The 17,578-nt window shown below is 70.4% G+C and carries 17 protein-coding genes; 7 read left to right on the forward strand and 10 right to left on the reverse strand.

The window, feature by feature from the left end; genetic code table 11:
- Positions 1 to 62 precede the first annotated feature (62 nt).
- Together U9J66_RS07855 and U9J66_RS07860 are read left to right on the forward strand one after the other, a co-directional pair.
- Entirely contained in the window at positions 63 to 1,529 is a 1,467-nt protein-coding gene (locus tag U9J66_RS07855; protein ID WP_017534212.1) for a glycoside hydrolase family 3 protein, read from the forward strand.
- A gap of 235 nt (positions 1,530 to 1,764) precedes the next feature.
- Entirely contained in the window at positions 1,765 to 2,229 is a 465-nt protein-coding gene (locus U9J66_RS07860; RefSeq protein ID WP_026124946.1) for an RrF2 family transcriptional regulator, read from the forward strand.
- A gap of 111 nt (positions 2,230 to 2,340) precedes the next feature.
- Here the strand turns inward: U9J66_RS07860 and U9J66_RS07865 are convergent, their stop codons facing one another.
- The 9 genes from U9J66_RS07865 to U9J66_RS07905 form a co-directional block, all read right to left on the reverse strand.
- Complete coding sequence (locus tag U9J66_RS07865) at positions 2,341 to 2,697, reverse strand: helix-turn-helix domain-containing protein (protein ID WP_014909677.1); 357 nt, start codon at positions 2,695 to 2,697, stop codon at positions 2,341 to 2,343.
- Positions 2,698 to 2,843: 146 nt separating this feature from the next.
- Entirely contained in the window at positions 2,844 to 3,404 is a 561-nt protein-coding gene (locus tag U9J66_RS07870) for a CinA family protein (RefSeq protein ID WP_017534214.1), read from the reverse strand.
- A 12-nt stretch (positions 3,405 to 3,416) separates the two neighbouring features.
- A complete protein-coding gene (gene pgsA, locus U9J66_RS07875) occupies positions 3,417 to 4,022 on the reverse strand; it encodes a CDP-diacylglycerol--glycerol-3-phosphate 3-phosphatidyltransferase (protein ID WP_017534215.1) in 606 nt (201 codons plus the stop codon).
- Positions 4,019 to 5,452: a 30S ribosomal protein S12 methylthiotransferase RimO gene (rimO, locus tag U9J66_RS07880; RefSeq protein ID WP_014908402.1), complete on the reverse strand. Its 1,434-nt coding sequence runs from the start codon at positions 5,450 to 5,452 to the stop codon at positions 4,019 to 4,021. The genes pgsA and rimO overlap by 4 nt, the downstream gene beginning before the upstream one ends.
- A gap of 194 nt (positions 5,453 to 5,646) precedes the next feature.
- Positions 5,647 to 6,768 (reverse strand): helix-turn-helix domain-containing protein, encoded by a 1,122-nt coding sequence (locus U9J66_RS07885; RefSeq protein WP_326337380.1) that lies wholly within the window; start codon positions 6,766 to 6,768, stop codon positions 5,647 to 5,649.
- 144 nt (positions 6,769 to 6,912) lie between these two features.
- The gene (locus tag U9J66_RS07890) at positions 6,913 to 9,396 is read right to left on the reverse strand and encodes a DNA translocase FtsK (protein ID WP_014911452.1); all 2,484 of its coding nucleotides are present in this window, start codon (positions 9,394 to 9,396) and stop codon (positions 6,913 to 6,915) included.
- A gap of 219 nt (positions 9,397 to 9,615) precedes the next feature.
- Positions 9,616 to 11,301 carry a ribonuclease J gene (locus U9J66_RS07895; RefSeq protein WP_014910328.1) on the reverse strand — a complete coding sequence of 562 codons (1,686 nt, stop codon included), beginning with the start codon at positions 11,299 to 11,301 and terminating at the stop codon, positions 9,616 to 9,618.
- Positions 11,298 to 12,269 carry a 4-hydroxy-tetrahydrodipicolinate synthase gene (dapA, locus tag U9J66_RS07900; protein WP_026124947.1) on the reverse strand — a complete coding sequence of 324 codons (972 nt, stop codon included), beginning with the start codon at positions 12,267 to 12,269 and terminating at the stop codon, positions 11,298 to 11,300. The genes U9J66_RS07895 and dapA overlap by 4 nt, the downstream gene beginning before the upstream one ends.
- A gap of 365 nt (positions 12,270 to 12,634) precedes the next feature.
- Positions 12,635 to 13,015 carry a phage holin family protein gene (locus U9J66_RS07905; RefSeq protein ID WP_081536526.1) on the reverse strand — a complete coding sequence of 127 codons (381 nt, stop codon included), beginning with the start codon at positions 13,013 to 13,015 and terminating at the stop codon, positions 12,635 to 12,637.
- An 84-nt stretch (positions 13,016 to 13,099) separates the two neighbouring features.
- On the opposite strand from U9J66_RS07905, the gene U9J66_RS07910 reads away from it, so the two are divergent.
- From U9J66_RS07910 to U9J66_RS07925, 4 genes are all read left to right on the forward strand, one after another.
- Positions 13,100 to 13,654, forward strand: coding sequence for a GNAT family N-acetyltransferase (locus tag U9J66_RS07910; RefSeq protein ID WP_014911242.1), 555 nt, complete (start codon positions 13,100 to 13,102; stop codon positions 13,652 to 13,654).
- Positions 13,655 to 13,745: 91 nt separating this feature from the next.
- A complete protein-coding gene (locus tag U9J66_RS07915) occupies positions 13,746 to 14,618 on the forward strand; it encodes a 1,4-dihydroxy-2-naphthoate polyprenyltransferase (RefSeq protein ID WP_014909573.1) in 873 nt (290 codons plus the stop codon).
- An 84-nt stretch (positions 14,619 to 14,702) separates the two neighbouring features.
- Positions 14,703 to 15,248 (forward strand): NUDIX domain-containing protein, encoded by a 546-nt coding sequence (locus tag U9J66_RS07920; protein ID WP_017534219.1) that lies wholly within the window; start codon positions 14,703 to 14,705, stop codon positions 15,246 to 15,248.
- A 42-nt stretch (positions 15,249 to 15,290) separates the two neighbouring features.
- Complete coding sequence (locus tag U9J66_RS07925; RefSeq protein ID WP_326337381.1) at positions 15,291 to 15,974, forward strand: class I SAM-dependent DNA methyltransferase; 684 nt, start codon at positions 15,291 to 15,293, stop codon at positions 15,972 to 15,974.
- A 69-nt stretch (positions 15,975 to 16,043) separates the two neighbouring features.
- On the opposite strand, the gene dapB is transcribed toward U9J66_RS07925, so the two are convergent.
- Positions 16,044 to 16,787, reverse strand: a complete 744-nt coding sequence (gene dapB, locus U9J66_RS07930) for a 4-hydroxy-tetrahydrodipicolinate reductase (RefSeq protein WP_081536525.1) — start codon at positions 16,785 to 16,787, stop codon at positions 16,044 to 16,046.
- A gap of 81 nt (positions 16,788 to 16,868) precedes the next feature.
- Between dapB and U9J66_RS07935 the strand changes: the two genes are divergently transcribed.
- Entirely contained in the window at positions 16,869 to 17,576 is a 708-nt protein-coding gene (locus U9J66_RS07935) for a VIT1/CCC1 transporter family protein (RefSeq protein WP_017534221.1), read from the forward strand.
- Positions 17,577 to 17,578 lie beyond the last annotated feature (2 nt).

Here is a 17,578-nt window from a genome sequence, read left to right on the forward strand (position 1 = left end):
CCCTTTCCCCGCCACGCGTCTGCTCTGGACCGGGCATCTCCCGCTCACGAACGGAGTCCGTCATGCCGCACGATCCGACATTGGAACGTCTGGCCAACGCCACGCTGCTGGTGCCCTTCGAGTCGCTCCACGCCCCTCGGTGGATCCTGGAGGGGCTGGCGGACGGGATCTCCGGGGTCTGTCTGTTCCACAACAACCTGGAGAGCCCGGAACAGATCACCGCGCTCAACGCCGGCCTGGGCGAGGTCACCGACCACCCGCTGATCTCCCTGGACGAGGAGGGCGGCGACGTCACCCGGATCGGCCAGGCCCGAGGCAGCGGCTATCCGGGCAACGCCGCCCTGGGCCGGGTGGACGACACCGACCTGACCCGGGAGACCTTCCGGGCCCTGGGTCTGGAACTCGCCGACCTGGGATTCAACCTGGACCTGGCGCCGTCGGTGGACGTCAACGTCGCCGACGACAACCCGGTCATCGGTACCCGCTCCTTCGGCTCGGACGCCGAACTGGTGGCCCGCCATTCGGCCGCCTCGGTCCTGGGTCTCCAGGAGGCCGGGGTCGCCGCCTGCGCCAAGCACTTCCCCGGCCACGGCGCCACCTCCCAGGACTCCCACCACACCCTGCCCCGTGTGGAGGCCGACGCCGACCTGCTGCGCCGCCGTGAACTGCTGCCCTTCCAGGCCGTCATCGACGCCGGGGTCCGGTCGATCCTGACCGCCCACATCGAGATGCCCGGACTGGGCGGCGAGGGCCCCGCCACCCTCACCCGTGCCCTGGTCAACGACCTGCTGCGCAACGAGATGGGCTTCGAGGGCGTCGTGGTCAGCGACGCCATGGACATGCGCGGCGTCAGCGAACGCATCGGCATCCCCGAGGCGAGCGTGCTGGCGGTCGCGGCCGGCTGCGATCTGCTCTGCCTGGGCCGTTTCGTCTACGCCGACCAGGTCGCCGAGGTCCGTTCCGCGCTGGTCCGCGCGGTCCACGAGGGCCGTCTGACCGGAGAGCGTCTGGAGGAGGCCGCCGAGCGCAACGCCCGTCTGCGCTCCTGGGTGGGCCGCTCCTCCGCCGAGCGGACCCGTTCCGAGGCCACCGGGGCGGTCGGCCTGAACGGCGCCCGTCGGGCCGTGCGCGTGGACGGCGAACTGCCCCCGCTGGAGCGCCCGTACGTGGTCGAGGTGGACGCCCCGGCCGGGGTCGCGGTGGGCGACGTCCCCTGGGGTCTGGGGCCCTGGTTCCGCGACACCGTGCGGGTCTCCCCCGAGACCGACGACCCCTCCGCGATCCTGACCGCCGCGGCCGACCACGACCTGATCGTGGTGGTACGGGACGCGCACCGTTACCCGGACGCCCAGGCGTTCGTGAACGGCCTCCTGGCGGCCCGCCCCAAGGCGGTCGTGGTGGAGATGGGCCTGCCCATCTGGCGTCCCGACTGCGGCGCCTACGTGAGCACCTACGGCGCCGCCCACGTGAACGGACTGAGCGCGGCCGAGGTCCTGGGGTCCGCCGCCGCCCTCGAGACCGCCGACTGACCACTCCTCCCCCGCCCCGGCCCGGTCCCTCCCACCACTCCTCGGGACCGGGCCGGCGGCCTTTCTCCAGGGAACACGCCCACGATCGGCGGTGGCGGGAACGAAGGGGAGACATCGCCCATGTCCCCGAAACCCGGTCGGAGAAGTACTCTTGACCTGTAGCACCCCGGCCGTCGACGACACCCGTCGGCGTCCGGTGCCCCATTCGCCCTTCTAACCACGGCATAATCACAGCATGCGCCTTTCAGCCCGGGTCGACTACGCGCTTCGCGCGGCCGCAGAGCTCGCTGTCGCCGGCGACGGTCCGGTGACGGCCGAGCAGCTCGCACGCGCGCAGGCCATCCCCGGAAAATTCCTAGAGAACATCCTCACCCAGCTACGCCGAGCAGGCCTGGTACGCAGCCAACGGGGTCCCGTCGGCGGTTACTGGCTCGCCCGGCCCGCGGGGGAGATCTCCCTCGCCGACATCATCCGAGCGGTCGACGGACCACTCGCCAACGTGCGCGGGGAACGCCCCGAGCACGTCGACTACGACGGGGCCGCCCGCAGCCTGCAACAGGTGTGGATCGCCCTGCGCGCCAGCGAACGGGCCATCCTGGAGGGGGTCAACCTCCAGCACCTGGTCACCAACGAACTCCCCGAACAGGTGCGTTCCCTGGCCGAGGACCCCGAGTCCTGGGTCAACCACACGCATCGCTGAGAGCCCTACCCCGCACCCCCGCATACGACGAAGGAGCAGGCCCACCCCTCGGGGTGGGCCTGCTCCTCGTGGACTTCGTGGGGCCGACGTCCGAACGCGGACGGGGTGTCCTCAGACACCCGCCATGTCGGCGACCTGGGGAACACGGTCGGGAACGGACTCGATGCCGAGGTCCTGCGCCGGGACCGGGTCGCTCGTGACCGGATCGCCCAGCAGCGCGGCCTCTTGGAGCTCGGCCAGCGCGAGCTGGTCGGAGACCTCTCTCAGCACCTGTGAGAGCGGAACCCCGAGGGCCCCGCAGATCGAGGAGAGCAGCTCGGAAGAGGCCTCCTTCTGTCCGCGCTCGACCTCCGACAGGTAGCCGAGGGACACACGGGCGTCGGCCGACACCTCGCGGAGGGTGCGGCCCTGGCGCTGCCGCAGCCGCCTGAGCACGTCACCAAGTAGGTGACGAAGCAGGACCATCATTCGCGCTCCCTCCCACCGGTAGCGACCTTCATATACAACACCGTACCTGCCCCACGCCCGATTCGGGCACCTCTTGTCGTCCTGTTCGCTGGAGGGGGAACCCCACCCGGGGGTGGTTTTGTTCCCATTCCATGGGAGAAGGGGTATCAACCGAAAGGGTCGTTATCGGGCTCTGCTCCTCGCTCCTCACGAACGGTGGTCGTCAGAAGCCTGAGCGCACCTTCGACCGTGTGGTAGCGGATACCCGAACGATCCCCGGTGAAACTGAACCGGGCGACCCGGGTACGGGATCCGGGCCCCGCGACGGCCGCGAAGACCGTCCCCACGGGCCTTCCGTCCTGAGGATCGGGGCCGGCGACCCCGGTGACGGAGATCGCATAGTCCGACTCGACCGCCCGGCGCGCCCCGACCGCCATGTGACGGGCCACGTCGGGGTGGACCGCACCGTGCTCGGCCAACAGCTCCTCGGGGACCCCCAGGAGGGTGGACTTGGCGTCGGTGGCGTAGGTGACGAGTCCGCCCCGGTAGGTGGCCGAGGAGCCGGGCACGGAGGTCATGTGGGCACCGATGAGGCCCCCTGTGAGCGACTCCGCCGTGGCGCACGTGGAGCCGGAGGCGAGGAGGGCCCGATGCGCTTCCAGGGCGGCCTCGGCGGCCGCCCGCTCGATCTCCGTGATCGGGACGGCGCGGTCCCCCTCCTCGTTCATCTCCGGCTCCTTCTAGTCGCTCCGGTTCCCCTTGGCCCGGGCCAGGCGTACGGCGTCCACGACGTAGGTCAGTCCGGTCCACAGGGTGACGGCCAGGGCGGCCGCCATCACGCCGTGGGCCACCCAGACGAACAGGTCCATGAACGGCAGCAGATGCAGGGGGAACAGATAGATGCTGATCGCGACGATCTGAAGGACGGTCTTGAGCTTGCCGCCCTTGCTCGCCGGGATGACCCCGTAACGCAGGACCGCCAGACGCAGCAGCGTGATCCCCCACTCGCGGACCAGGATGGCGATGGTCACCCACCACCACAGGTCGCCCTGAACGGAGAGCACGATCAGGGCCGCGCCGGTGAGGGCCTTGTCCGCGATCGGGTCGGCGATCTTGCCGAAGTCGGTGACCAGGTTCCGCCGGCGGGCCAGCTCACCGTCGACGCGGTCCGTGATGGCCGCGAGCACGAAGACGCCGAAGGCCGCCAGACGCCACCACGTGCCGTCCAGGAACATGAACCACACGAAGACCGGCACCATGACCAGACGGCTCATCGTGAGGATGTTCGCGATGTTCCACAAGGGAGCCTGGGGGGCGGGCGACGCCGCGGGATCGTGGCTGCTCATCTGTCCCCGGCTTCCCCGTCCTGCTCGGCGACGAGGTCGGCGCCGGCCGCCTGGATCACGGTCGCGCGCACCAGGTCGCCGACGGAGAGCCCCTCGCCGTACAGGATGGTGCTGCCGTCGACCTCGGGGGCCTGGTGCTCGGACCGTCCCTCGTAGACGCCGTCCTCGATGACGGACTCCACCAGGACGGTCACCTCGTCACCGATGCGCTCCTCGGCCCGCTGGGCCATGAGCTCCTCGGCCAGTCGGTTGAGGCGGTCCACGCGTTCCTGGACGACCTCCTCCGGGACCTTGTCGGCGTGGCCGGCGGCCTCGGTGCCGTCCTCGTCGGAGTAGCCGAAGACGCCGATGGCGTCCAGGCGGGCCTCGCTCAGGAAGGCCACCAGCTCCTCGAACTCCTCCTCCGTCTCGCCGGGGAAGCCGACGATGAAGTTGGAGCGGGCCCCGGCCTCCGGGGCCTTGGCACGGGCGGTGGCCAGCAGCTCCAGGAAGCGCTCACGGTCACCGAAACGGCGCATACGGCGCAGCAGCGGACCGCTGGCGTGCTGGAAGGAGAGGTCGAAGTAGGGGACCACGCCGGGGGTGCCGGTGAGCACCTCGACCAGCCCCGGACGGACCTCGGCGGGCTGGAGGTAGCTGACGCGCACGCGCTCCAGCCCCTCGACAGCGGCCAGCCTCGGCAGCAGCTTCTCCAGAGCGCGCAGGTCGCCCAGGTCCTTGCCGTAGGAGGTGGAGTTCTCGCTGACCAGGAAGACCTCGCGGACGCCCTCGCTCGCCAGCCACTCGGCCTCACGGACGATCTCGTCCATCTGGCGGGAGATGTAGGCGCCGCGGAAGGCCGGGATGGCGCAGAAGGTGCACCTTCTGTCACAGCCGGAGGCGATCTTGAGGTTGGCGACCGGGCCGCCGGTGAGCCGGCGGCGCGGGATCGAGGTGCGGTAGGGCAGCTCGGTGCCCTCCGCCCCCTCGGAGTCGGCGAAGGAGGCGTGGCCGGGAACGTGGACCTGGGAGGCGTCGCGCTCGGCCGGACTGATCGGCAGGAGGGTGCGACGGTCGCGAGGGTCGTGCGGGACCAGGGAACGTCCGGCGACGACGTCGTCGAGACGATCGGTGATCGCCGCGTAGTCGTCGAAGCCGATCACCTGGGCCTCGGGGAGGGCGTCGGCCAGTTCGGAGCCGTAACGTTCGGCCATGCACCCGGCGGCGACCACCTTGCCACCCGACGAGGCCGCCTCCAGCAGGGTCTCGATCGAGTCCTGCTTGGCGGCCTCGATGAATCCGCAGGTGTTGACGACGGTCACGTCGGCCTCGGTGTCGTCGTCGACGAGGTCCCAGCCGCCGGCGGCAAGGCGTCCGGCGAGCTCTTCGGAGTCGACCTCGTTACGCGCACACCCCAGGGTGACGAGTGAGACAGTACGGCGCGATGACATGGCTTCCAAGCGTGTGGGAGAGCTGTGAGCGGCGCGGATGCGCGGCGCGAACGAAGGCCGGAGTACGGTCGGGTTCGCGCGCGACACGGCGTCGATCGGCGCCGCCCGCGGCCACCAACACTACCGTGATCGACTCACCCGCCCGTACCCCGGCCTCGGAACATCGTCGCTCCGCCCGCGGTCGAGGGCCCCGGTCAGTCACCGATGCCCTCGGCGCCGACGGTGAACTCCTTCACCTCGCCCACGCCTCCGCTGGGACCGAGGTCCTCTCCGTCGACCGCCACCGCGACCTCTCCGGCGTTGCCGACCCACAGCTCCAACGGCGCCTCGGTGACGTAGTCCCGGGTCTCGCCTTCGAGCAGGAAGCCCGTGAAGAGGTTCTCCCCCTCGGCGTCGGTGACCTTGACCCAGCTGCGACCGGAGCCGTTGAGTTCGACGGTGAACTCCTCGGGTTCCTCCGCCTCCTTGACGCCCTCCTCGCCCTGGGCCTTGCCCACGACGGCGCCTTCCTCGGGAAGGACCACGGAGCCGGCGGCCTCGTCGCCGTCCCGCTCCTTGTCCCGCATCGCGTCGAAGGCCGTGCGGACGGGGCCGCTCTCCTCGTCCTGCCAGGCCCGGACACCGACCACGACGGCGGCGACCAGGATGAGGCCGACCACCGCCCAGGGCCAGTGACGGCGCACTCCCCCGGCGGGGCCGGCACGACCCGCGAGGGCCCCCGCCGGACGCCCGCGAGGCGGACGTCGATCGTCCCCGCGGCCCGGTCCTCGACCGTCCCGCTTTCGGGCGCCCTCGCCCTCACGTGGCCCCGGGACCGCGGCCGCCGCGGCCGGCCGGCGTCTACCGGGTCGGTCCGCGGGCTCGGTCCGTTTCGCCAGCCTCTTGTTGCGTTCGAAGTGGCCCCAGTTCTCGGCCCGCTGCTCGGGGTCGATGTCCTCGTCCCCGATCCGGGCCGGGATCTCGTGGCCGCCCTCCTCGGAACGGCCCCGCCCTCCTCCGCCGCCCGCCGTGGCTCGGGCGGCCTTGGGCGAGGCGGCCGGGTGCCTGGGAGGCGGGACGAAGGTGGGCTTCTCCTTGGAGGCGTGCTCTCGTTCGTACTCCTCCAAGAGCGGCTCGGGGTCGACACCCAGGAACTTGCAGATCCTCCGGATGTGGCCGCGTGCGTAGAAGTCCCCTCCGCAAGGGACGAAGTCCTCGTTCTCTATGGCTCTGAGGACCTGCATCCGAATGCGTGTACGTGTGCTCAGGTGCTCCAAAGAGCACCCCGCCGCGATCCGTGCGGCGGACAGGGTCTGGCCGATCGTCGCCATGCGCACTCCCCCCGCGACTTTCAGTGCCTATGCGACTCCACTCTGCTACCACTACCCGCCCGGTGGGGCGCACCACGCCCTAAGGCACCGCCAAGATCGCACCAAATCGGGCGACACGGACGGGGCGGATCGGGCGGGCGCGCCAGAGGATCAACCCCCTCGGATGTCCGTCAGGACCGCGGCCAGATCGTCGGGCTGCACGAGGACGTCCCGCGCCTTGGAGCCCTCGCTCGGGCCGACGACGTCCCGGCTCTCCATCAGGTCCATGAGTCGACCGGCCTTGGCGAAGCCGACACGGAGCTTGCGCTGGAGCATCGACGTGGATCCGAACTGGGTGGTGACCACCAGCTCGACCGCCTGCAACAGCAGGTCCATGTCGTCGCCGATGTCCTCGTCGATCTCCTTCTTCTTCGCCCCTTCGACCGCGACGTCCTCGCGGTAGCTGGGTTCGGCCTGCTTCTTGCAGTGGTCGACGATCGCGCGGATCTCCTTCTCCCCCACCCACGCGTTCTGGAGCCGGATGGGCTTTCCGGCTCCCATGGGGAGGAAGAGGGCGTCGCCCTTGCCGACCAGTTTCTCCGCCCCGGGCTGGTCGAGGATGACCCGGCTGTCGGCGAGGCTGGAGGTGGCGAAGGCCAGGCGGGAGGGGACGTTGGCCTTGATCAGACCGGTGACCACGTCGACGCTGGGCCGCTGGGTGGCCAGGACCAGGTGGATCCCGGCGGCGCGGGCCAGCTGGGTGATGCGCACGACCGCGTCCTCCACGTCGCGCGGGGCGACCATCATCAGATCGGCGAGCTCGTCGACGATGACCAGGAGGTAGGGGTAGGGCTCGTACTCGCGTTCACTGCCGGGCGGGGCCTTCAGCTCACCGGTGCGCACGGCGGCGTTGAAGTCGTCGACGTGGCGGTACCCGGAGGCGGCCAGGTCGTCGTAACGGCGATCCATCTCCCCCACCACCCATTGGAGGGCCTCCGCGGCCTTCTTGGGGCTGGTGATGATGGGGGTGATCAGATGAGGGATGCCCTCGTACATGGTCAGTTCGACCCGCTTGGGGTCGACCAGGATCATGCGCACCTCGTCGGGGGTGGCGCGCATCATCAGCGAGGTGATGAGCCCGTTGATGCAGGTGGACTTACCGGCGCCGGTGGCGCCCGCGACCAGCACGTGGGGCATCTTGGCCAGGTTGGCCACGACGTTGGTGCCCTCCACGTCCTTGCCCAGCCCGACCAGCATGGGATGGTCGTCGGAGGTGGCGGCCGTGGACCCGAGCACGTCACCCAGGCTCACTATGTCCTTGTCGGTGTTGGGGATCTCCACACCGATCGCGGACTTGCCGGGGATCGGCGATTGGATGCGCACGTCGGCGCTCTTGACGGCCAGGGAGATGTTCTTCGACAACGCCGTGACCTTCTCGACCTTCACCGCCGGGCCGAGCTCGATCTCGTAGCGGGTGACCGTCGGCCCTCGGGTGAACCCGGTGACCTCGGCGTCGATCTTGAACTGGCCCATCACCCCCGACAGCGCGGAGACGACCTCGTCATTGGCCTTGGTGCGCGGCTTGACCGGCGTGCCCGGCTTGAGCATGGTCGGAAGCGGAAGCTCGTAGTCGCCCTCGACCACCCGTGAGGGCAGGGAGAGCTGCTCGGTGGCGACCGGCGGAGGCGTCGGATCGGGGACCGGCGCCTTGGCCTTGGACTTCTTCTTGGCGGGCTTGGCGGCCGCCTCCTCCTCGTCGGTGAGGGCGGGGGCGATCGGCTCCGGGCCTTCGGGTGCGTCGGAGAGCACCGGGCTGTCGTAGGGGCGCTCGTGGTCGCCGGCGACCGTCTCGGTGTCCTCGGCCCGCTTCTTGGGCCTGCGCTTGCGGGTCGGCTTCTTCTCCGCGTCGGCGCCGAGGATGCCGATCCCCGCGTCCGGCCCGGGGTCGCGCTCCATCAGGGCGGTGAACAGCGTCTGGAGCCGGTCCGGGATGCGTCGGATGGGGGTCGCGGTCACCACCAGGACACCGAAGATCAGCACGAGGGCGAGCAGGAGGCCGGTGAGCCAGGGGGTGACGATGGAGCTGAGCGGACCGGAGGCGACGAAGCCGATGAGTCCGCCCGCGTTCTGGAGCCCCTCGATCCCGTCGGCGGGCTGGGGGATGCCGTGGGCGATGTGGATCAGCCCCAGGAGGCCGAGCATGATCGCGGTGATCCCGATGAAGAGCCGCCCGGCGTCGCCCTCCTTGGCGCTGCCGGGGGTGCGCATCAGCTTCACCGCGATGGGCAGGAACAGCAGCGGCAGGATCGGTGAGAAGGTGCCGAAACCACCGACGACCACCATGCGGGTGGCCTCCAGCAACGGTCCCTCGCTCTGCCACCACACGGCGGCCGCCACGAGGATGCCCAGGGCCAGCAGCACCAGCCCGATCCCGTCGCGCCGCAGGTCGGGGTCGAGGTCGCGGGCGCTGCGCCCGACCGCTCGAGCGGCCCCTCCCACCGTATGGGCGATGAGCTTCCACAGGACCAGCAGGAACTGCCCGAAGAGCGTGACCACGTAGGCGATGGGGCCGTCCGGCATGCGCTTGGCGGCCGCGGGTCTGCGCGCGGTGGTCTTCTTGCGCTTGGAGCCGCCAGAGGAGGCGCGCGTGGCCATTGAGGGGGTCACCTCCACGGGGACCGGGTCGTTCTCGAAGCCCGGACACAGCGTCCCGGCACGGCGGGAAGCCTACTAAGGCGTCCACCCCGAGGCACGAAGGGGGACCGGCGTGTCGTGCGCGGCCACCGGGCACGACGTCGAAGGGGGCGGACACGTCGAACGGCCCGGGAGCGCCAAGGGCGTTCCGGGCCGTTCGACGTGACGTGTCCCGTCGGGTCAGACCTCGACGAGGACGGGGATGATCATCGGGCGACGACGGTACGTCTCGTTCACCCAACGCCCCGTGCTGCGACGGATCAGCTGCCGGAGCTGGTGCGGGTCGTTGACCCCGTCGGCGGCGGCCCGGTCCAGGGCGTCCTGGAGCTTGTCGATGACGTCGTCGTAGGCGTCGGCGCCGATGCCCGCGCCCCGCGTGTGGATCTCGGGCTCGCCCAGGATCTTGCCGCTGTTGGAGTCCACGGCCACGACCACGGAGATGAAGCCCTCGTCACCGAGGATGCGACGGTCCTTGAGCGCGGCCTCGGTGACGTCGCCGACCGAGGAGCCGTCGACGTACACGTAACCGGCCTGGACCGCGCCGACGATCCTGGCCCGGTTCTTGTACAGGTCGACGACCACGCCGTCCTCGGCGATGACGACCCTGTCGGCCGGGACACCGGTGAGCTTGGCCAGGTCGGCGTGGGCCCGCATGTGGCGCCACTCGCCGTGCACCGGCATGAAGTTGCGCGGACGCACCATGTTGAGCACGTACAGCAGCTCGCCGGCGGAGGCGTGTCCGGACACGTGCACCAGGGCGTTGCCCTTGTGCACGACCTTGGCGCCCCAGCGGGTCAGACCGTTGATCACCCGGTTGACCGAGTTCTCGTTGCCGGGGATGAGCGAGGAGGCCAGCAGGATGGTGTCCCCCTCCTCGATCCGGATCTGGTGGTCTCGGTTGGCCATCCGGCTGAGGGCGGCCATGGGCTCGCCCTGCGAACCGGTGCAGACCAGGACGACCTCGTCGCCGGGCATCTTGTCGAGCTGCTTGACGTCGACGATCGTGTCGCCCGGAATGCTGAGGTAGCCCAGGTCGCGCGCGATGTTCATGTTGCGGACCATGGAGCGGCCCACGAAGGCGATCTTGCGCCCGTGCGCGGTGGCCGCGTCGATGACCTGCTGGACACGGTGCACGTGCGAGGCGAAACAGGCCACGACGATGCGCTTCTCGGCCTGACGGAACACCTTGTCGATGGCCTCGTTCAGGTTCCGCTCGCCGACGACGAAACCGGGCTGCTCGGCGTTGGTGGAGTCCGACAGCAACAGGTCGACGCCCTCGTCGCCGAACCGGGCGAAGCCGGCCAGGTCGGTGAGGCGGCCGTCCAGCGGAAGCTGGTCCATCTTGAAGTCGCCGGTGTGCAGCACCGTACCGCCGGGGGTGCGGATACCGACCGCCAGCGCGTCCGGGATGGAGTGGTTGACCGCGAAGAACTCCAGGCCGAAGGGGCCGAAGTCCTGCTTCTCCCCCTCCTCGACCTGGACGGTCACCGGCTTGATGCGGTGCTCGCCCAGCTTGGCGCTGATCAGCGCCAGGGTGAGCTTGGAACCGACGATCGGGATGTCGGCGCGCTCACGCAGCAGGAACGGCACACCGCCGATGTGATCCTCGTGCCCGTGGGTGAGCACGATCGCCTCGACGTCGTCCAGGCGGTCCCGGATGTAGTCGAAGTCCGGCAGGATCAGGTCGACGCCGGGCTGCTCCTCCTCGGGGAAGAGCACGCCGCAGTCGACGATGAGCAGCTTGCCGGCGTACTCGAAGACCGTCATGTTCCGGCCGATCTCACCGAGACCGCCCAGCGGGACGACCCTCAGGACGCCCTCGCCCTGGGGCGGGGGCGGGCCGAGCTCGGGGTGCGGGTGACTCATACGGAACCCTCCGTGAGGCGCTCGACGCGGACGGCGCTGGCCGGAACCGCCTGGTGCGGGGCGAGCCCGATCGGGCCCTTGACCCCCGCGGCGGCCAGGTCCTCGCGCAGCAGGGCCTGGAGCTCGGAGGAGGCGTCGGCGAGCGGGGTCCGGACGGGGCCGGAGGGCAGGCCGAAGAGGTTCAGGATCGCCTTGGTGGTGATGACGCCCTGGGTGCGGAACATACCGGTGTAGACCGGGGTGAGGCGGCGGTGGATGGCCAGGGCCTGGCCGACCTCGCCCGCCTCGAACGCGTCGATCATGTCCTTGAGGTCGCTGCCCACGATGTGGCCGACGACGCTGACGAAACCGGCGGCGCCCACCGACAGCAGCGGCAGGTTCAGGATGTCGGTCCCGCAGTAGTAGGCCAGGTCGGTGCGCTCCATCACCCAGGAGCTGGCGCCGACGTTGTCCTTCGCGTCCTTGTTGGCGACGATCCGCGGGTGCTCGGCCAGCCGGACCAGCGTCTCGGAGGCGATCGGGGTGCCCGTGCGGTGCGGGATGTCGTAGAGCATCACCGGCAGTTCGGTGGTGTCGGCGATCTCCGTGAAGTGCCTGATCAGGCCTTCCTGGGGAGGCTTGTTGTAGTAGGGCGTGACCGCCAGGAGGCCGTGCGCGCCGGCCTTCTCCGCGGCCTTGGCCAGCTTGACGCTGTGGCGGGTGTCGTTGGTGCCCACGCCCGCGACGATCTGGGCACGGTCGCCGACGGCCTCGACGACCGTGCGGAGCAGGCGGTCCTTCTCCTCGTCGCTGGTCGTGGGCGACTCGCCGGTGGTGCCGCTGATGACGAGGCCGTCATTGTGCTGCTCGTCCACCAGGTAGGTGGCGAGTCTGGCGGCGCCTTCGTAGTCGAGTTCGCCGTCCTCGAGCATCGGGGTGACCATCGCGGTCAGCATCTTGCCGAACGGGCGGTTCTTGGTGTCAACCATCACGTGTGAAAGGCTCTCGGGCCCGATACCGCGAGGCGCGGGCCCTCGTATGCCCCTCCTCCTCTCCGTGTCCTATCGGAAACAGTCGTTACATGTCCCGTGGCGGGTGCTTTCTCCGTACACGGGTGGGGCGGCGTTGTACGTCCGCCACCGCGATCGGCCCTGTGGGCCGGACGCGGGAAAGTCTGTGTCGCTCCGCTCCTACGAGTGTCGGAGGCGGCGTCCGGTTCGTTCCCCGTCCTCGTCGGTCGAGGTGGGAGAGCGTCACCGGGAGTGTGAACCTACCCGCCCCGGGCCCTCGCCACTCGGACGGGACCCGGGGTCACCACGTTCGGAAGGGGTGGTGTTCGGGGTTGTCGACAGGGTCAGTCGTCCTTCTGGTCCGGCAGGAACATGCTCAGCAGCCAGCTCACGACGGCGACGACGATGGCCCCCCAGAAGGCGGGCCAGAAGCCGTCGATGTGGAAGGGGAGGTCGAACAGCCCGGCGATCCACTCCGTGAGCAGGAACAGCAACGCGTTCACGACCAGGCCGATCAGGCCCAGGGTCAGAGCGTAGAACAGGCAGCCGACCGTTTTGACGATCGGTTTGATGATCGCGTTGACCACACCGAAGATCGCACCGACGACGAGGAAGACGACGATCTGTCCGACGGTGTCGTCGGTCCCGACATCGATGCCGTCGATCAGAAAGACAGCCGCCCAAAGGGCGAGTGCGTTCACGATAACTCTGATAATGAGGCTCACACCGTAGATGTTCCCATGCCGTGGCAAGCTCCGGAAACTCCGGCACCGCCCCGCCCGGACGGGAACCTTCAGAGGAGGCCCTCAGTGTCCAGTGCCCAGTTCGTCCGCCCCGCCCGTGTCGCCGACGTGGACCGGGTGGTGGAGCTCCAGGTGGCGTCGTGGCGGGCGGTGTACTCGGGTCTGTTGCCCGACGAGGTGGCCGAGGAGATGTCCGGCCCCCAGGCCGCGCGGAGTTTCCGTGAGCAGTGGACGGAGGCCCTGGAGTCCCCGCCCACCTCCAGGCATCGACTGGTGGTGGCCACCGACGAGGTGGGCGGCGAGCGGCACGTCGTGGGGTTCGCGGCCTTCGGGCCGGCGGGCGACCCCGACCTGTGGCCGGCCAAGGACGCCGAACTGTTCGCGTTGCACGTGGACCCCGAGCGGGCGCGTGAGGGACACGGTAGCCGGCTGGTGAACGCCTGCGTGGATCACCTGGTGGAGGGCGGTTTCGGCACGGTGCACGTGTGGGTCCCCGAGGAGGAGAACGCCCTGCGGGGGTTCCTGGAGGCGGCGGGCTGGCGGGCGGACGGCGCCCGACGGGAGATCGACATGGGCCGGACCCTGCCCATGGTGCGACTGCACGCGGCGATCTCGGAGTAGCCGGTCTCGGGCGAGGGCGGTCAGGCACTACCGTGGGGTGGTTGTTGTGGCGCGCCCTCGCGCGCCCCGTATCGAACTGGAGGACCGGCGCGTGGCCACGGTCAGTGAATGGGTCTCGGGGTTGCGCCCCCGTACGCTTCCGAACTCGATCGTCCCGGTGGCGGTGGGAACCGCCCTGGCCTTCGCGCTGGACGGGTTCGTGTGGTGGAAGGCCCTGCTCGCGCTCGTGGTGTCGATGGCCCTCCAGGTGGGGGTCAACTTCGCCAACGACTACAGCGACGGCGTCAAGGGCACCGACACCGAGGAGCGGACCGGCCCGACCCGATTGACCGCCTCCGGCGCGGCGCGGCCCGGCCAGGTGTTGGGCGCGGCGCTGGGGAGTTTCGCCTTCGCCGGTGTCGTGGGGCTGGTCCTGGTGGCGACCACCTCATGGTGGCTGCTCCTGGTGGGCGTGGCGGCGATCGCGGCCGGGTGGTACTACACCGGCGGTCGTACCCCCTACGGCTACCGCGGTCTGGGCGAGATCTCGGTCTTCGTGTTCTTCGGTGTCGTGGCCGTGGTGGGCACCGTGTTCGTCCAGTTGGAGTCGGCGCCGTGGCAGGCCTGGGTGGCCTCGGTCCCGGTCGGGCTGCTCTCCTGCTCGGTGCTGGTCATCAACAACCTGCGCGACATCCCCACCGACCGGGAGACCGGGAAGATCACCCTGGCCGTGCGGTTGGGCGAGACGGGGACCCGCCGTATGTTCGCGGCGATGATCGTCGCCTCGTACGTGTTCGCGCTCGCGCTGCTCCCCGTCTCCTGGTGGGTGCCCGCGGTCCTGCTGTCGGTGCCCCTGGCCGTACCGCCGCTGCGCCGTGTCCTCGGTGGTCAGGTGGGGCGCGACCTGGTGCTGGGGTTGGGCGAGACGGGCCGGCTCCAGATGGCGTTCGGGCTCCTGTTCTCCATCGCCCTGGCCCTGGGCTGACGAAGGGCACGTCGCGGCGGGGCCGGAGGTACGTCCATGACACCCTGGCCCCGTTCGCCACGTTCGCCGACCTTCGAAGGAGCGATGGCCATGGAGCGTTCCGCCCGAGAGCGCGACGACGAGAGGTTCTTCGCCTCCCTGCCCGCCACCCGGGGCGCGGCGGGCGCGCTCATCCGCTCCCCCGAGGGGGACGTGCTGTTGGTCCGCCGTGCCTATGAGAGCGACGCCCTTTGGGGGATCCCCGGCGGGATCGTCGAGGCGGAGGAGTCGCCCCTGTCCGCCTGTAGACGGGAGATCGCCGAGGAGTTGGGCGTGACGGCGACCGTCCGCGGTCCGTTGGTCGTGGACTGGGTGCCCGCCCGGTATCCGCGCACCGCCGCTCTCCAGTGGCTGTTCCGCGTCGAGGTGCCCTCGGAGGACCGGTTCTCCCTCCAGCCGGAGGAGCTGTCCGGATGGGAGTGGGTCCGCCCCGGGAGGATCCCGGAGTACCTGCCCGAGGGCACGGCCCGTCGCATGCTCGCCGCCGTCGCGGTGGACGACCATGGGGGCGGCCCGGTCTACTTGGAGGACGGGAGGACCGTCCTGCCCGACCACCGTCCCGCCGGCGGGGAGGGTTCCCCGCGCGGGTGAGGCCACCGGGGCGCCGCCGTGCCCCGGAAGGGAGCGAAGACCGTGCCGAGCGACCACAGCGACCCCCGATCCCCCGCCCACGACCCCCGTTCATGGGACGAACGCGCCTCCGCGCAGGCGCACGCCTTCGACCTCATCGGGGAGCGCTACGACGAGGTGTTCCCCGACAAGAAGGGGCAGGAGGAGCACGTCCGACGCCTGTTGGAGACGTTGCCCGCAGGCTCGCGCGTGCTCGACCTGGGTTCGGGCACCGGTCTGCCCACGGCCCGCCGACTGGTCGACGCCGGTATGAGGGTGACCGGCTTCGAGATCTCCGAACGGATGCTCGAACTGGCCCGCCGCAACGTGCCCGAAGCGGAGTTCCACCGCACGGACATCGTCGATCTGGATCCGGACGGGACGTCCTATGACGCGGTGGTGGCCTTCTTCTCCCTGCTGTGCCTGCCCAGGGCTCGGATCCCCGAGGCCCTGGCCCGTGTGCGGGAGGCCCTGGTGCCCGGCGGGACCCTGTGTCTGTCGATGGTCGAGACGGACCTGGACGACGCGCCGATCCCGTTCCTGGGGGCGAGTCTCCGGGTGTCGGGCTATCCCCGCGATGAGCTGCGGCGCGTGGTGGAGGCCGCGGGCCTGGCCGTCGAGGACGAGCGCGCGGTCGTCTACGAGCCCGAGGGCGGGGACGCGCCCCCGGAGACCCAGGTCTTCCTCACCTGCCGCCGGAAGGGGTGAGACGGCTCGGCCCCCGGTACGCGTGTACCGGGGGCCGACGTACCGTCACGGGAGCGGACGGATCTCGATCTAGTCGAGACCGAGCAACGGCTCCAGGCCCAGGGTGAGGTCCTCGGACAGATCGGCGACCTTGCGCACGCCCAACAGCACCCCCGGCATGAAGGAGGTGCGGTTCATCGAGTCGTGGCGGAGCTTGAGGGTCTCGCCGTCGGTACCGAACACGACCTCCTGGTGGGCGATCAGCCCCTGGATCCGAAGGGCGTGCACACGGACCCCCTCGACGTCGGCGCCACGGGCGCCGGGGATCTCGGAGGTGGTGGCGTCGGGCATCGGCGCGGTGCCGGCCTCGCGGCGCGCCTCGGCGACCAGCTCGGCGGTGCGGTAGGCCGTACCGCTGGGAGCGTCGGCCTTGTTCGGGTGGTGCAGCTCGATGATCTCGGTGGAGTCGAAGTAGGGCGCGGCCTTCTTCGCGAAGTGCATCATCAGCACCGCCGCGATACCGAAGTTCGGCGCGACGAGCACCTTCGCCCCGGGGCGGGCCTCCTGCATGCGGCGCACCCGGGCCAGTTTCTCCTCGTCGAAGCCGCTGGTCCCGACCACGGCGTGGATCCCGTTGGCGATCAGCCACTCCAGGTTGTCCATCACCACGTCGGGATGCGTGAAGTCGACGACGTAGTCGGCCCCCAGTACCGCGTCACGGTCGTCGGCGCTGTCCACGCCCGCGACCAGTTCCATGTCGTCGGCGGCCCGAACCGCCTTGACGACCTCTGACCCCATGCGCCCATCGGCGCCGAAAACTCCTACCTTGAACACGGCACGAGCGTACCGGAGTCGACGACGACGTTCGGCGTGGTGCGACCTGGTCCGGCCCTCGCTCCGTGCGACTCTGACGCCATGTCACAGGAGCACTCCGATCGGTCCCGGCAACGTCTGGGCTCCCTCTTGAACGGTCTGAGGGCCGCCGTGCTGGGGGCCAACGACGGCATCATCTCCACCGCCGGCCTGGTGGTGGGTGTGGCGGGCGCCACCCCGCACCGGGAGGCGCTCCTGGTGGCCGGGGTCGCCGGCACCCTGGCCGGGGCGCTGTCCATGGCGGCGGGCGAGTACGTCTCGGTCAGCACCCAGCGCGACACCGAGCGCGCCGCCATCGCCCGGGAGCGTCGTGAACTCTCCGACGACCCCGAGGGCGAACTGGAGGAGCTGGCCGAGATGTACCGGAGCCGGGGGCTGAGCGATCGGCTCTCCCGCGAGGTCGCCCGAGAGCTCACCGAGCACGACGCCCTGAGGGCGCACGTGGAGGTCGAACTCGGGCTCGACGGCTATCGGGCGAACCCGTGGCAGGCCGCCTTCGCCAGCATGTTCTCCTTCCTCCTCGGAGCCCTGATCCCGTTGGCGGCGATCCTGCTCGGCCCGGAGGCCTGGCGACTGCCCGTGACGGTGGTGGCGGTGCTCGTGGCCACCGGCCTGCTGGGCGCTGTCAGCGCCTGGACCGGTGGAGCTCCGGCCCCGCGGGCGGCGATCCGGTGCGTGGTCGGCGGCTCCTTCGCCATGGCGGTGACCTACCTGACGGGGACCCTCCTGGGGGCCGCCGCCGGTATGTGACC

This window comes from Nocardiopsis sp. LDBS1602 (genome assembly GCF_035818715.1).
Classification (GTDB): Bacteria; Actinomycetota; Actinomycetes; order Streptosporangiales; family Streptosporangiaceae; genus Nocardiopsis; species Nocardiopsis alba.

Coding starts and splice junctions, on each gene's coding strand:
- U9J66_RS07855 (WP_017534212.1), top strand. CDS start 63: ATGCCGCACGATCCGACATTGGAACGTCTGGCCAACGCCACGCTGCTG.
- U9J66_RS07860 (WP_026124946.1), top strand. CDS start 1,765: ATGCGCCTTTCAGCCCGGGTCGACTACGCGCTTCGCGCGGCCGCAGAG.
- U9J66_RS07865 (WP_014909677.1), bottom strand. CDS start 2,697: ATGATGGTCCTGCTTCGTCACCTACTTGGTGACGTGCTCAGGCGGCTG.
- U9J66_RS07870 (WP_017534214.1), bottom strand. CDS start 3,404: ATGAACGAGGAGGGGGACCGCGCCGTCCCGATCACGGAGATCGAGCGG.
- pgsA (WP_017534215.1), bottom strand. CDS start 4,022: ATGAGCAGCCACGATCCCGCGGCGTCGCCCGCCCCCCAGGCTCCCTTG.
- rimO (WP_014908402.1), bottom strand. CDS start 5,452: ATGTCATCGCGCCGTACTGTCTCACTCGTCACCCTGGGGTGTGCGCGT.
- U9J66_RS07890 (WP_014911452.1), bottom strand. CDS start 9,396: ATGGCCACGCGCGCCTCCTCTGGCGGCTCCAAGCGCAAGAAGACCACC.
- U9J66_RS07895 (WP_014910328.1), bottom strand. CDS start 11,301: ATGAGTCACCCGCACCCCGAGCTCGGCCCGCCCCCGCCCCAGGGCGAG.
- dapA (WP_026124947.1), bottom strand. CDS start 12,269: ATGGTTGACACCAAGAACCGCCCGTTCGGCAAGATGCTGACCGCGATG.
- U9J66_RS07920 (WP_017534219.1), top strand. CDS start 14,703: ATGGCCATGGAGCGTTCCGCCCGAGAGCGCGACGACGAGAGGTTCTTC.
- U9J66_RS07935 (WP_017534221.1), top strand. CDS start 16,869: ATGTCACAGGAGCACTCCGATCGGTCCCGGCAACGTCTGGGCTCCCTC.